Below are 14,135 nucleotides of genomic sequence, written 5' to 3' on the forward strand. Positions count from 1 at the left end.
GGGTTGGGGCGCTCATGTCCGTCGTCCCGTATCTGCTCGGGGGTCAAATGGGGGCCTCCACATCTATCAGACGTGCGCAAGCCCCACCGCCGCTCCCACCGGACCCACCCCTTTCGAGCACCGATGTGCTACGGACCGCGCCGCTCGGTCGGATCCCCCTGGAAAAAACTTCCGGCAAGGCGCGTAATGCCGTGGCCCCCGCCCGCTCTCTCCTCCCGACCGGCCCTCGCGGGCAGCCGTCAGGAGAAGGGAGACCGCCGTGCACACCGTGGTGGAGCGGGAACTGGAGCTGAGACTCGTCCTGTCGCCGGAGCGCAGGATCCCCGTGCCGGCCCGGCTCGGGTACCTCACGGACGACCCCTACGCCGTCCACGTCACCTTCCACATAGACACCGAGCACCCGGTGTACTGGACGTTCGCCCGGAAGCTGCTGGTGGAGGGCGTGTTCCGGCCGTGCGTGCAGGGGGACGTGCGGGTGTGGCCGACGAAGACCGAGGGGCGTGGCGTCGTTCTGATGGCGCTGAGTTCACCCGACGGGAACGCCCTGCTGGAGGCCCCCGCGGCGGCGGTGACGGCCTGGCTGGAGCGCACGCTGCGGGTGGTCCCGCCGGGGTCGGAGGGTGAGCAGCTCGGGCTGGACGACGAGCTGGCCCAGCTGCTCGCCCAGTGAGGGCAGGGGCCTCAGAAGAGCTTGCCCGGGTTCAGGATGTCCAGCGGGTCGAAGGCCTGCTTGACTGCCCGCTGCATCTCCATGCCCACGGGGCCGATCTCGCGCGCGAGCCATTCCTTCTTCAGGACGCCGACACCGTGTTCGCCGGTGATGGTGCCGCCGAGCTCCAGGCCGAGGGCCATGATCTCGTCGAAGGAGTCGCGGGCGCGCCGGGACTCGTCGGGGTCCGCCGGGTCGAAGCAGACCGTCGGATGGGTGTTGCCGTCCCCCGCATGGGCGACGACACCGATGGTGAGCTGGTACTTTCCGGCGATCCTGTCGACGCCTTCGAGCATCTCGGCGAGCCGGGAGCGCGGCACGCACACGTCGTCGATCATCGTCACGCCCTTGACCGCCTCCAGCGCGGTGAGCGACAAGCGCCGCGCCTGGAGGAGCAGTTCGGACTCGGCCGCATCGTCGGCGGGGACGACCTGGGTGGCACCGGCCGCCTCGCACAGGGCGCCGACGGCGGCGAGGTCGGCGGCCGGGGCGGTGGTGTCGAACGCGGCCAGGAGCAGCGCCTCGGTGCTCTCGGGCAGGCCCATCTGCGCCATGTCGTTGACGGCCTCGACCGTCGTACGGTCCATGAGTTCGAGGAGTGACGGGACGTGGCCGCCCTCCATGATGCGGCAAACGGCGTCGCAGGCCGCGGCGGCGGAGGCGAACTCGGCGGCCAGCACCAGCTGCTCGGGCGGCTTGGGGCGCAGCCCGAGGACGGCCCGCACGACGATGCCGAGGGAGCCCTCGGAGCCGACGAACAGGCGGGTCAGGTCGTAGCCGGCGACGCCCTTGGCGGTGCGGCGGCCGGTGGACATCAGGCGGCCGTCGGCGAGGACGACGTCGAGACCGAGGACGTACTCGGCGGTCACCCCGTACTTGACACAGCACAGGCCGCCGGAGGCGGTGCCGATGTTGCCGCCGATGGTGCACATCTCCCAGCTGGAGGGGTCCGGCGGGTAGTACAGGCCGTGCTCGCCGACGGCCCGGGACAGGGCGGCGTTGATCACGCCGGGCTCGACGACGGCGATGCGGTCGACCGGGTTGATCTCCAGGATCCGGTCCATCTTCGTCAGGGAGAGCACGATGCAGCCGTCGGAGGCGTTGGCGGCGCCGGACAGCCCGGTGCGGGCGCCCTGCGGGACGACGGGGACGCGCAGGGCGGTGGCGGTGCGCATCACGTGCTGCACCTGCTCGGTCGTGCGGGGCAGCACGACCACGGCCGGGGTGCCGGCCGGGCAGAAGCTCGCCATGTCGTTGGCGTAGGAGGCCGTGACGTCGGGGTCGGTGAGGACCGCTTCGGCGGGGAGGCCGCCGAGCAGGGAGTCGACGAGACCGCCGGTCGCTGCGGCGTCTGCGTCTTCGGAGCGGGGCGCTTCGCTACGGCTCATGATCACAGGGTCGCACCGGGGGCCACCGGTGTGAACCGTTCCCGGAGACCGAGCGGGAGTGGGTCCTCTCCCTCCCCGCTCGGAGGTGCAGGCCGGGTCGGCGGCCACGCCTGTCTGCCAGGGACTCACGTGCGGGTGCCCCGTGACACCCGCACGGCCCGGGGCACCGGCTGCTACAGGTTGCCGCGGCGGTCCTGCTCGCGCTCGATCGCCTCGAACAGGGCCTTGAAGTTGCCCTTGCCGAAGCCCATCGAGCCGTGGCGTTCGATGATCTCGAAGAAGACGGTCGGCCGGTCCTGGACCGGCTTGGTGAAGATCTGCAGCAGGTAGCCGTCCTCGTCGCGGTCGGCGAGGATCTTCAGCTCACGCAGGGTGTCGATGGGGACCCGGGTCTCGCCGACCCACTCCCCCAGCGTGTCGTAGTAGGAGTCGGGCGTGTTGAGGAACTCGACGCCGGCCGCCCGCATCGTGCGGACCGTCTGCACGATGTCGCCCGTGTTGAGAGCGATGTGCTGCACGCCCGCGCCGCCGTAGAACTCCAGGTACTCGTCGATCTGGGACTTCTTCTTGGCGATGGCCGGCTCGTTGATCGGGAACTTGACCTTGAGCGTGCCGTCGGCGACGACCTTCGACATCAGCGCGCTGTACTCGGTGGCGATGTCGTCGCCCACGAACTCCTTCATGTTCGTGAAGCCCATGACCTTGTTGTAGAAGCCGACCCACTCGTTCATCCGGCCGAGCTCGACGTTGCCGACGCAGTGGTCGATCGCCTGGAAGGTGCGCTGCGCGGGCGGCTCGACCATCGGCTTCGCGGCGACGTAGCCCGGCAGGTAGGGGCCGTCGTAGCCGGAGCGCTCGACGAGGGTGTGGCGGGTCTCGCCGTAGGTGGCGATGGCCGCCAGGACGACCGTGCCGTGCTCGTCCTTGATCTCGTACGGCTCGGCGACGGAGCGGGCGCCGTGCTCCAGGGCGTAGGCGTAGGCGGCGCGGGCGTCCGGGACCTCGATGGCGAGGTCGACGACACCGTCGCCGTGCTCGGCCACGTGCCGCGCGAGGAAGCGGCCCCAGTCGGTCGTGGGCTTGATGACCGAGGTGAGGACGAAACGGGCGGAGCCGTTCTCCATCACGTAGGCGGCGGTCTCGCGGCTGCCGTTCTCCGGCCCGGAGTAGGCGACCAGCTTCATGCCGAAGGCGGTGGAGTAGTAGTGCGCCGCCTGCTTGGCGTTGCCCACGGCGAAGACGACCGCGTCCATTCCCTTGACCGGGAAGGGGTCGGCCTGCCGGGCGGTGTCGGGAGTGTGGTGAGTGGTCTGCGTCATAGCCGCAGGGTCTCCCTGCCCGGCAAGGTGCGCAATAGTTTGTGTTTTGACGGGGCAATCTGTTCAGCAATACGGCCGTAACATCGGCCCTTCTGTACAGGATGACCATGCCGGGAGGCTGCTGTGGCGATCGATCATCTGGACGGCCGGATCATCCTGCTGCTCGCCCATGAGCCGCGGATCGGGGTGCTGGAGATGTCCCGGCGGCTGGGGGTGGCCCGGGGCACCGCGCAGGCCCGGCTGGACCGGCTTCAGTCGAACGGAGTGATCCGGGGATTCGGTCCGCAGGTGGATCCGGCGGCGCTCGGCTACCCGGTCACGGCGTTCGCCACGCTGCAGATCCGGCAGGGGCAAGGGCCGGACGTACGCGCCCACTTGGCGACCGTGCCGGAGGTGCTGGAGCTGCACACGACCACCGGCACCGGGGACATGCTGGGCCGGCTCGTGGCCCGCTCCAACGCCGATCTCCAGCGTGTGATCGACCGGGTCGTCGGTTTTGATGGCATCGTCCGGGCCTCCACGGCGATCGTCATGGAGAACCCCGTTCCGCTGCGGATCATCCCGCTCGTGGAGCAGGCCGCGGAGGAGACCTGAGTCGTGGGGTGAGCGCGTGTGAACTTCTGGGAGTACCTGGTCAACCGGCACCAGCAGCTGCTCACGGACGCCTACCAGCACGCGAGCGCCGTCTTCCAGTGCATGGTCGTCGCGACCCTGCTCGGGGTGCTGATCGGCGTCGCCACCTACCGCAGCGAGTGGGCCGGGAACCTCGCGACCACGACCACCGCCACCATCCTGACCGTGCCGGCGCTCGCCCTGATCGGTCTGCTCATCCCCCTCGTGGGGCTCGGCGTGCCGCCCACGGTGATCGCACTGACGCTGTACGGGCTGCTGCCGGTCGTGCGCAACGCGATCGTCGGGCTGCGCGGGGTCGACCCGACACTGGTGGACGCGGCCACGGGCATCGGGATGTCCCGGCCGGCCCGGCTGCTGCGGGTCGAGCTGCCGCTGGCCTGGCCGCCGATCCTGACCGGGATCAGGGTCTCCACCCAGATGCTGATGGGCATCGCCGCCATCGCGGCGTACGCCTCCGGCCCCGGTCTCGGCAACGTCATCTTCCGCGGCCTGGCCTCGCTGGGCAGCGCCAACGCGCTCAACCAGGTCCTCGCGGGCACGCTCGGCATCATCGTCCTGGCCCTGCTGTTCGACGCCGCGTACGTCCTGATCGGACGGCTGACCATTCCCAGGGGGATCCGTGCCTGAGACCGGCGACCACGGCGCGTCCATCGAGCTGGAGAGCCTGACCAAGCGCTACCCCGGCAGTGCGCAGCCGGCCGTGGACAACGTGAACATGCAGATCAACGCGGGCGAGGTCGTCGTCTTCGTCGGCCCCTCGGGGTGCGGGAAGTCGACCACGCTCAAGATGATCAACCGGCTGATCGAGCCGACCGGCGGCCGCATCCGCATCGGCGGCGAGGACGTCACCGACATGGACCCGGTCAAGCTGCGCCGCAAGGTCGGCTACGCCATCCAGTCCGCCGGGCTCTTCCCGCACATGACGGTCGCGCAGAACATCGGGATCGTCCCGAGGATGATCGGCTGGCCGAAGGCGCGGATCAAGGAGCGGACCGAGGAGCTGCTCGACCTCGTGGGCCTGGACGCCGGGGAGTTCCGGGGCCGCTACCCGCGTCAGCTGTCCGGCGGGCAGCAGCAGCGCGTGGGCGTGGCCCGGGCGCTGGCCGCCGATCCGCCGGTGCTGCTGATGGACGAGCCGTTCGGCGCGGTGGACCCGATCACCCGGGACCACCTCCAGGACGAGCTGATCCGCCTCCAGCACGAGCTGCACAAGACGATCGTCTTCGTCACCCACGACTTCGACGAGGCGATCAAGATCGGTGACCGGATCGCCGTGCTGCGCGAGCGGTCGCACATCGCGCAGTTCGACACCCCCGAGGCGATCCTGACCAACCCGGCCGACGACTTCGTGTCCGGGTTCGTGGGCGCCGGCGCGGCCCTGAAGCGGCTGAACCTGACCCGCGTACGGGACGTGGAGATCACCGAGTATCCGACGGTCACGGTCGACGATCCGTTGCAGCAGATCTTCAACCGGCTGCGGACCAGCGGCAGCAACGAGATCCTGCTGCTCGACCGTCGCGGCCGCCCCTACAAGTGGCTGCGGCGCGGCGATCTGATGCGGGCCCGGGGCTCGCTGGCCCGCGCCGGGACCCTGGTGCACGACACGGTCACCCGGGACGCGACGCTGCGGGACGCGCTGGAGGCGGTGCTCACCGACAACGCCGGGCGGGTGGCGGTGACCGGGCGGCGCGGCGAGTACACGGGCGTCGTCGACATGGAGACGCTCATCAACTCCGTGCACGAGATGCTGGAGGCCGACCGGCTCGACGCGATGGAACACCAGCACGAACTGGAGTCGCTGCGGGCCGCGCAGACGCACGCGGAGCAGGAGGGGGCCGCGGGTCCGGCGGGTGTGAGCGGCCCGGGAGGGGAACGGTGACCGCCACGGAGGCCGAGGTGACCTCCGAGTCTCTCGACGAGGCCCAGGCGCCCCCGTCCGAGCGTCGGCCGCCCCGCCTCACCTGGCAGAAGCTGACGTTCCTGCCGGTCGCCCTGATCGCCGTGCTGCTCGCCACCTGGCTGTGGTTCCAGCAGGCCGGCCTGGACGCGCTCACCCGCAACGCCCTGTCGGGCGGCCAGGTGACCAAGGCGCTGTGGCAGCACATCCAGCTGACGGTGATCTCCACGTTCTTCGTGCTGATCATCGCGATCCCGCTGGGCATCCTGCTGACCCGCGGGCCGATGCGCAGGGCCGCCCCGGTGGCGATGGCGTTCGCCAACACGGGCCAGGCGACCCCGGCGATCGGTCTGCTGGCCCTCCTGGTGATCTGGCTGGGCATCGGCCGCAGGGCCGCGCTGATCGGCATCATCGTCTACGCCATCCTGCCCGTGCTCGCCAACACGATCGCGGGCCTGAAGGCGAACGACCCGACCCTGCTGGAGGCGGCCCGCGGCATCGGCATGTCCCCCACGGGGGTGCTGACCCGGGTCGAACTCCCGCTCGCGGTCCCGCTGATCCTGGCGGGCGTGCGCACGGCCCTCGTCCTGAACGTCGGTACGGCGACCCTGGCGGTCTTCGGCGGTGGCGGCGGCCTCGGCGTTCTGATCACGACCGGGATCACCAACCAGCGGATGCCGGTGCTGGTGCTCGGCTCGATCCTCACGGTGGTGCTGGCCCTGCTGGTGGACTGGCTTGCGTCGATCGCCGAACTGCTGCTGCGGCCGCGGGGGTTGCAGCCATGAGGCGGCGTACGTGCCTGTCGGCGGCCGGCCTGCTGCTGGCGGCGGCCGGGTGCGGTCTGACCAGTGGCTCTCCGCTGACCGACGACGTGGAGCCGGGGTCGATCGGCCGGGGTGAGCCGCTGAAGGGCGCGCATCTGACGGTGACGTCGAAGTCGTTCACCGAGCAGTTGATCCTGGGCGCGATCATGGGCATCGCGTTCGAGGCGGCCGGCGCGGACGTGATCGACCGCACCGGCATCCAGGGGTCCGTCGGCAGCCGCGAGGCGGTCCGCAAGGGCGACGCGGACGCCGGGTACGAGTACACGGGCACGGCCTGGATCACCTACCTCGGGCACAGCAAGCCGATCACCGATCCGCAGCGGCAGTGGGAGGCGGTGAAGAAGGAGGACGCGGGGAAGGGCCTGGTCTGGCTGCCGCCCTCGAAGCTCGACAACACGTACGCGCTGGCCATGAACCAGGAGAACGCGAAGAAATACGGCACGAAGACCATGTCGGACGTGGCGAAACTGGCGAAGTCCGATCCGGGCGCCGTGAAGCTGTGCGTGGAAGTCGAGTTCGCGAACCGGGCGGACGGGTTGCCGGGCATGCAGAAGGCCTACGGCATGGACGTCCCGGCGCGGAACATCACGCAGATGGACACCGGGATCATCTACACGCAGACGCAGCAGGGCAACTGCACGTACGGGGAGGTGTTCACCACCGACGGGCGCATCAAGTCGATGAACCTGGCAGTGATGGACGACGACAGGAAGTTCTTCCCCAACTACAACGCCGCCCCGATGATCAACGCGAAGTCCCTGAGGGAGTGGCCGGCGATCGCGGAGGTCCTGAACCCGGTGACGGCCAGGCTGAACAACTCCGTGGCGCAGACGCTGAACGCGAAGGTGGATGTGGAGGGGGAGGATCCGCACCAGGTGGCGCTGGACTGGATGGTGGAGGAGGGGTTCGTCGGGGAGGGGTGAGTTACAAAGAAGCCGTTGCAAAGGGGCCTTTGCAACGCTACCTTTGCATGCATGTCCGACGAACCAGCTCCTCGTCTGCTCGACGCCCGCTCCCTGCGCGGCCTGGCCCATCCCCTGCGGATGCAGCTGCTGATCGCCCTGCGGCACGGCGGGCCCGCCACCGCCTCCCAACTGGCCGAGAAACTCGGCGAGTCCAGCGGTGCCACCAGCTACCACCTACGGCAACTCGCCGCGCACGGCTTCGTCGCCGACGACCCCGAGCGCGGCAAGGGGCGGGAGCGCTGGTGGAAGGCGGTGGACCAGGGCATCCGGATCGACAAGACACTGATCAACGACCCGGATCCGACCGTGCGGGGAGCCGTCGCCCTGCTCGCATACGAGATGGCCAACGTGCACACCCGGGAAGTCGCGACCTGGCTCGGCAACAGGAGTGAGTGGGGCGAGGAATGGGACGGCGCCACGGACCTCAGCGACTTCACCCTGCGGCTCACTCCCGAACTCGCCCGTGAGCTGGTCGGCAAGATGCACGAGCTCATCCAGAGCTACCGCCCCCTGCCCGAGGGCACGCCGGACGCCGAGACGGTACGCGTCCACACGCACGTCTTCCCCAGCCAGATGACGCCGTGAAAGGCCATCACTCATGCACCCGGACATCCACCTCACCCTGCACCACGCCCGCGCCGCGGAACTCAGCGCCGAGGCCGAACCTCGCCCGGCGCGCCGCCATGACCTCCGTACGCGGCTGGGCTGGGCCCTCGTGGAAGTGGGATTAAGACTCGCCGCCCGGCCCGGAACGGCACCCGCCCACTAACAACTGGGCACGGACCCCTTGCCCGTCTCCAGAGCCACCAGGGAACTCACCGTGCGCTTCAGCGTGGTGACCGGAATCAGCCGCAGGCCCTTCGGCAGGTCGGCTCGCGCGTCCCCGCACTCCGCCTCGGGGACCAGGAACACCGTCGCCCCGTCCCGCTTAGCGGCCTGGGTCTTGAGGGCGACGCCCCCTACGGCACCGACGCGGCCGGTCGCGTCGATCGTGCCCGTGCCGGCGATGACCCGGCCGCCGGTCAGATCCCCGCCGGTGCCGTCGCCGTCGAGCTTGTCGACGATCCCCAGGGAGAAGAGCAGCCCCGCACTGGGCCCGCCCACGTCCGCGAGCTTCAGGCTGACCTTCACGTCCTTGTCGTCGAGGCCGAGGTATCCCAGCGCGGCCTGTGTCGCCGCGTCCTGGGAGTCCCTCATCTGCTTCTCGTTGTGCCGCTCGATCTCCTTGACGCTGTCCCCGCTCGGGTAGACGGAGTCGCGCGGCATGACCGCCTGGTCGGTGCGGAACCAGCCGTCGATGACGTCGGGGAGCGAGACCCGGGTGTCCGGGGAGGTCGCCTCGATGGTGGTCATCCGCAGCTGACCCCGGGTGTCCCGGACCGGCGCACCCGAGATGGTGATCACCTGCGCGCCCTTGTTCTCGCCCAGCACGTTCGCCGTAAGCCCCGGCTGCGCCACCGAGAACGGCAACGGCGCCAGCGCCGCCGTCGCGAGCAGGGCCACGACGGGCAGGGCGCAGACGGCGATGGCCTGGGGACGCGTGAGGCGAGAGAACACGGGATCAATCTAACGCGGGAGGGCGAGGCCGCCGGGACCAGGGCGTCCGGGGGCCCTCTCCCGCGACCCGGCGTATGTCAGCGCAGCGCCTCCGCGACCTCCCGGGCCGCGTCTACGACCCGTGGCCCCACGCGTTCCGGCACCGCCTCGGCCAGCATCACCACACCCACGCTGCCCTCGACGCCCGTCACGCCCAGCAGCGGCGCAGCCGCGCCGCAGGCGCCCGCCTCCAGTTCGCCGTGGGTCAGCATGTAGCCGGGGTCGGTCATCGGGTGCTGGCGGGCCGCGAGGATCGCCTTGCCGGCGGCGCCGCGGGCCAAGGGGTGCCGGAATCCGGCCCGGTAGGCCACGTGGTAGTCCGTCCAGGTCGGCTCCACCACGGCCACGGCCAGCGCGTCCGCCCCGTCGACCAGGGTCAGGTGCGCCGTCGCGCCGATGTCCTCGGCCAGTGATCGCAGCGCCGGCATCGCGGCTTCCCGCACCAGCGGGTGGACCTGCCGCCCCAGACGCAGCACCCCGAGCCCGACCCGGGCGCGTCCGCCGAGGTCACGGCGTATGAGGGCGTGCTGCTCCAGGGTGGCGAGCAACCGGTACACGACGGTCCGGTTCACACCGAGCCGGAGGGACAGCTCGGTCACGGTCAGCCCGTGGTCCGTGTCGGCGAGCAGTTTGAGGACCCGTAGCCCTCGGTCGAGCGTCTGGGAGGTCTCCGCGGTCACGACGCCCACTCCTTAGTGGTGAGGTCGGCGGCCCCCCGGTCGGCGGATGCGTCACCGAGTCCCGTCGGTAACGCGCTTCAGAGGCCGCCGATCGGCCGGCGGCCCGGCCTGTCCGGGCCGCGTCGCTTCACGGCTGCGCTCCGCGGCGGCGCTGCCACGGGGCGTGTGCGTAGCGGGACAGTAGCGAAGCAGGTTCGCTGAGCGGAAGGCTCCGTCCAGAATCCGGGCACGAGACGGGGCGTAGTGCTGATTTTGCGGCGGTATGCGCGCCCCGGGGGGCGCAGGGCTGTGCCGATGTGCGGCTCCGCCGCGTGGACGCGAGCAACCACCCACCATCCGCAGACGACACCACGGATGTCACTTCATCCGCGTAGCCCACTCCTGCACCTTCGTGATCCGCTGCCGCAACTGCCCCGCCGTCGCCTCCGCCGCCGGAGGCCCCCCGCACACGCGCCGCAGCTCGGTGTGGATCACCCCGTGCGGCTTGCCGCTCTGGTGGACGTAGGCGCCGACCATCGTGTTGAGCTGCCGCCGCAGCTCCATCATCTCCTTGTGGGAGACCACCGGACGCCGCTCGGCGGGCATCTCGAGCAGGTCGGCCTCCTCGTCCGGCTTCTTGCGGCTGTGCGCGATCTGGCGGGCCTGCCGCTTCTGCAGCAGCAGCTGCACCTGGTCGGGCTCCAGCAGTCCCGGGATGCCGAGGTAGTCCTGCTCCTCCTCGCTGCCCGGGTGGGCCTGCATGCCGAACTCGGCGCCGTTGTACATGACCCGGTCGAAGACGGCCTCGGACTCCAGCGCCTCGAAGGAGAACTGCTCCTGCTCGCCGGTGTCCTCGTCCTGCTCCCGGTTCGCCTCGTCCATCTCGTTCTCGGACTCGGCGTACGGGTCCTCCTCGCCCTGCTTCTTCGGCTTGTCGAGGACGTGGTCGCGCTCGCGCTCCATCTCGTTGGCGAAGGAGAGCAGGTCGGGCACGGTCGGCAGGAACACCGAGGCGGTCTCGCCGCGTCGCCGGGACCGCACGAAACGGCCGACGGCCTGGGCGAAGAAGAGCGGGGTGGAGATGGTGGTGGCGTACACGCCCACCGCGAGCCGCGGCACGTCGACGCCTTCGGACACCATCCGCACGGCGACCATCCACCGGTCGTTGTTCGCGCTGAACTCGTCGATCCGCTCGGAGGCGCCGGAGTCGTCGGACAGTACGAGGGTCGCCTTGCTGCCGGTGATCTCCCGGATGAGCTTGGCGTACGCACGCGCCGAGTCCTGGTCGGAGGCGATGACGAGGGCGCCCGCGTCCGGGATGGCCTTCCTGACCTCGGTCAGCCGCTGGTCGGCGGCCCGCAGCACGGACGGCATCCACTCACCGCGCGGGTCGAGCGCGGTCCGCCAGGCCTGGCTGACGGCGTCCTTGGTCATGGGCTCGCCGAGCCGGGCGGCGATCTCGTCACCGGCCTTGGTGCGCCAGCGCATGTTGCCGCTGTAGGAGAGGAAGATGACGGGCCGCACGACGTTGTCGGCGAGGGCGTTGCCGTAGCCGTAGGTGTAGTCGGCCGCCGACCGCCGGATGCCGTCGTTGCCCTCCTCGTACGTCACGAAGGGGATGGGGTTGGTGTCGGACCGGAAGGGCGTGCCGGTCAGGGCGAGCCGTCGGGTCGCGGGCTCGAAGGCCTCCAGGCAGGCCTCGCCCCAGGACTTGCTGTCACCGGCGTGGTGGATCTCGTCGAGGATGACGAGCGTCTTGCGCTGCTCCACGCGGTTGCGGTGCAGCATGGGCCGCACACCGACACCGGCGTACGTCACGGCGACGCCGTGGTACTCCCGGCCGAGCGGCCCGGCGCTGTACTCCGGATCGAGCTTGATCCCTATGCGGGCCGCGGCCTCGGCCCACTGCTTCTTCAGGTGCTCGGTCGGGGCCACCACGGTCACCTGCTGCACCACGTGGTGGTGCAGCATCCAGGAGGCCAGCGTCAGCGCGAAGGTCGTCTTGCCGGCCCCGGGGGTGGCGACCGCCAGGAAGTCCCGGGGCTGCTCCTGGATGTACTTCTCCATCGCGCCCTGCTGCCAGGCGCGCAGCTTACTGGCGGTACCCCAGGGGGCGCGGCCGGGGAACGCCGGGGACAGGTGGTGCGAGGCAGAACTGGTGCCGGCGGTGGTAGTCACGGTCTCCGTTGGGGGTCGGGCGGCTCGTTCGAGGGAGCCTGACGGCTCGGCTACGTATGACAACCGGGCCACCCTACCGGCGCCCCGAGCCGGTCAATACGCGGACCGGGCCGGGTCACCTGTGGGTGGGACCGACGTCACAACTCCTCGGTGACGGAGACGGCGATCTCGGCGAGCGCGGTGAAAGCGGCCCGCCGCTCCGCCGGGGCCCGCGGTCCGCCGGTCTACGGCCGTCGCTCCCGCAGCCGCGTCGACACCCAGGCCCCGGCCAGTGCCACCCCTGCCATCGGCAGGAACACCGCGGTGAAGGCGGCCGGGTGGGTGCCCGAGGTGTGGGTGGCCGAGTGGGTCACGGTGCCGCCGCCCAGCGCCGCGAAGGCGGCGCCCCCGGCGGACAGCAGGACGACGTTGGAGAGGCCGTCGGAGATCTGAAGGGCGGCGGAGTTGGTGCCGGCCTCCTCGGGGGCGGAGAGCTTGAGCAGGAGGACGCTCGTGGAGGAGATCACGAGCCCCATCCCGAAGCAGCCGAACGCCCAGGCGACGGCGACGGTCCAGACGGGCACGGAGTCGATCAGCACACTCGGCGCGGCGGCGATGGCGGCCGCCACCAGCAGCATCCCGACGGTGGTCAGCCGCTCCCGGTACGGCTCCACCCGCGACCGCGACTGCACCCATGAGCCCAGCGCCCACGTCACGCCGCCCGCGGCGAGCGAGAACCCGGCCAGCGTCGGACTGAGCCCGCGCTGCGTGACCAGCATCAGCGGCACGAACGACTCGGCGGCGATGAAGGACCCGGCGGCGACGCCCCGCAGCAGCACGACGGACGGCAGGCCGCGCACGGCCCGGTACGTGCCGCGCGGGAGCAGCCCGAGTACGGCCGGCACGAGCAGGGCCACGCCCACGGCACCGGGCAGGAGCGAGAGCGGGCGCAGGTCCTGGGCGGCGTACTGGAGCAGTCCGGCACCCAGGGAGATGGCCAGGGCGAGCCGGATGCGCCGACGGTCGAAGGAGGCGGGCGGGTCGTCCGGCGGGACGGGCCGGTCGGTCATCCGCGCCACGTCCCGTGCGACGGGCCGGTCGGCGAGGGCGGTCCGTTCCGCGGGGGTGGGCACGTTCGGACTCTCCGCCGCGGCGGACCCGGCGGCGCTGTCCCCCGCGGGTCCGGACGCCCGACGCCGTATCTGCGGCAGCGCGAGCGCGAGCGGGAAGACGACGAGCAGCGGTATCCCGGCGAACACCCACCGCCACCCCAGCTGTTCGGTGACCGTGCCGGCGGCGAGCGGGCCGACGATCGACGGCAGGACCCAGCTCGCGGCGAACGCGGCCATGATGGCCGGCCGCAACCGCTCCGGATAGGCCCTCCCGACGACGACGTACAGCGCGACGATCACCAGTCCGCCGCCGAACCCCTGCACGGCCCGGCCCAGGATGAACACCCACATCGACCCGGCGGTGCCGGACAGCAGCAGCCCCGCGCCGAAGGAGGCGATGCCCGTCGTCAACGGCCCGAGGGGGCCACGCCGGTCCGACCACTGCCCGGAGAGCACCATCCCGAACAGGCTGGTCGTGAAGTACCCGGAGAACGCGAACGCGTACAGCGACACCCCGTCCAGTTCCCGGGCAGCGACGGGCATCGCCGTCCCCACGGCGGTCGCCTCGAAGGCGATGAGCAGCACGACGGAGACGATCCCGACGCTCAACGCCCGGTACGCCGCCCCCAGCACACCTTCATCCCGCTCGGCCACGGAGGGCGGATCAACGGCTTCCTCGACATCGGCACCACGCGGCTTCGGGACGGTCATGCCCGCCAGCGTAAGGTCCACACCCCGCTTTGACCCCTGTCCCAAGACGGTCCGGCCCTGAGACCTTGGTCGTACATCCTGCTTCTCGGCCACCCCCTTCATGAACTGGGTATGGCAGTCACGTTGCAGCCCACCCGGTCCCCTTGCTGTCTCTCATACACATCT

General features: G+C 70.8%; 13 protein-coding genes. 7 read left to right on the forward strand and 6 right to left on the reverse strand.

Features of this window, described 5'->3' with window-relative positions:
- Window positions 1-259 precede the first annotated feature (259 nt).
- Window positions 260-670, forward strand: coding sequence for an SsgA family sporulation/cell division regulator (locus C1J00_RS24315; RefSeq protein WP_102911183.1), 411 nt, complete (start codon window positions 260-262; stop codon window positions 668-670).
- A gap of 11 nt (window positions 671-681) precedes the next feature.
- Here C1J00_RS24315 and C1J00_RS24320 read toward each other — a convergent pair whose 3' ends face one another.
- Both C1J00_RS24320 and hppD read right to left on the reverse strand, forming a co-directional pair.
- Window positions 682-2,103 (reverse strand): FAD-binding oxidoreductase, encoded by a 1,422-nt coding sequence (locus C1J00_RS24320; protein ID WP_102911184.1) that lies wholly within the window; start codon window positions 2,101-2,103, stop codon window positions 682-684.
- A 167-nt stretch (window positions 2,104-2,270) separates the two neighbouring features.
- The gene (gene hppD, locus C1J00_RS24325; protein WP_102911185.1) at window positions 2,271-3,416 is read right to left on the reverse strand and encodes a 4-hydroxyphenylpyruvate dioxygenase; all 1,146 of its coding nucleotides are present in this window, start codon (window positions 3,414-3,416) and stop codon (window positions 2,271-2,273) included.
- 123 nt (window positions 3,417-3,539) lie between these two features.
- Between hppD and C1J00_RS24330 the strand changes: the two genes are divergently transcribed.
- The 6 genes from C1J00_RS24330 to C1J00_RS24355 are packed head-to-tail and all read left to right on the forward strand — an operon-like array spanning window position 3,540 to window position 8,320.
- A complete protein-coding gene (locus C1J00_RS24330; protein WP_102911186.1) occupies window positions 3,540-4,010 on the forward strand; it encodes an Lrp/AsnC family transcriptional regulator in 471 nt (156 codons plus the stop codon).
- An 18-nt stretch (window positions 4,011-4,028) separates the two neighbouring features.
- Window positions 4,029-4,676: an ABC transporter permease gene (locus C1J00_RS24335; RefSeq protein ID WP_102911187.1), complete on the forward strand. Its 648-nt coding sequence runs from the start codon at window positions 4,029-4,031 to the stop codon at window positions 4,674-4,676.
- Window positions 4,669-5,928 carry a betaine/proline/choline family ABC transporter ATP-binding protein gene (locus C1J00_RS24340; RefSeq protein WP_102911188.1) on the forward strand — a complete coding sequence of 420 codons (1,260 nt, stop codon included), beginning with the start codon at window positions 4,669-4,671 and terminating at the stop codon, window positions 5,926-5,928. The genes C1J00_RS24335 and C1J00_RS24340 overlap by 8 nt, the downstream gene beginning before the upstream one ends.
- A 17-nt stretch (window positions 5,929-5,945) precedes the next feature.
- On the forward strand, window positions 5,946-6,731 hold the full coding sequence (locus C1J00_RS24345; protein WP_102911195.1) for an ABC transporter permease: 786 nt from the start codon (window positions 5,946-5,948) through the stop codon (window positions 6,729-6,731).
- Window positions 6,728-7,693, forward strand: a complete 966-nt coding sequence (locus C1J00_RS24350) for a glycine betaine ABC transporter substrate-binding protein (protein ID WP_102911189.1) — start codon at window positions 6,728-6,730, stop codon at window positions 7,691-7,693. Before C1J00_RS24345 ends, C1J00_RS24350 begins: the two co-directional genes overlap by 4 nt.
- Window positions 7,694-7,744: 51 nt before the next feature.
- Window positions 7,745-8,320, forward strand: coding sequence for an ArsR/SmtB family transcription factor (locus tag C1J00_RS24355; RefSeq protein ID WP_102911190.1), 576 nt, complete (start codon window positions 7,745-7,747; stop codon window positions 8,318-8,320).
- A 180-nt stretch (window positions 8,321-8,500) separates the two neighbouring features.
- Here the strand turns inward: C1J00_RS24355 and C1J00_RS24360 are convergent, their stop codons facing one another.
- The 4 genes from C1J00_RS24360 to C1J00_RS24375 form a co-directional block, all read right to left on the reverse strand.
- The gene (locus C1J00_RS24360) at window positions 8,501-9,292 is read right to left on the reverse strand and encodes a S16 family serine protease (protein WP_102911191.1); all 792 of its coding nucleotides are present in this window, start codon (window positions 9,290-9,292) and stop codon (window positions 8,501-8,503) included.
- A gap of 77 nt (window positions 9,293-9,369) precedes the next feature.
- A complete protein-coding gene (locus C1J00_RS24365; RefSeq protein WP_102911192.1) occupies window positions 9,370-10,011 on the reverse strand; it encodes an IclR family transcriptional regulator in 642 nt (213 codons plus the stop codon).
- Window positions 10,012-10,368: 357 nt separating this feature from the next.
- Window positions 10,369-12,168 carry a DEAD/DEAH box helicase gene (locus tag C1J00_RS24370; protein ID WP_102911193.1) on the reverse strand — a complete coding sequence of 600 codons (1,800 nt, stop codon included), beginning with the start codon at window positions 12,166-12,168 and terminating at the stop codon, window positions 10,369-10,371.
- 224 nt (window positions 12,169-12,392) lie between these two features.
- Complete coding sequence (locus C1J00_RS24375) at window positions 12,393-13,970, reverse strand: MFS transporter (RefSeq protein WP_102911194.1); 1,578 nt, start codon at window positions 13,968-13,970, stop codon at window positions 12,393-12,395.
- Between the last annotated feature and the right edge of the window lie 165 nt (window positions 13,971-14,135).

It is taken from the genome of Streptomyces cahuitamycinicus, from assembly GCF_002891435.1.
Lineage (GTDB): Bacteria > Actinomycetota > Actinomycetes > Streptomycetales > Streptomycetaceae > Streptomyces > Streptomyces cahuitamycinicus.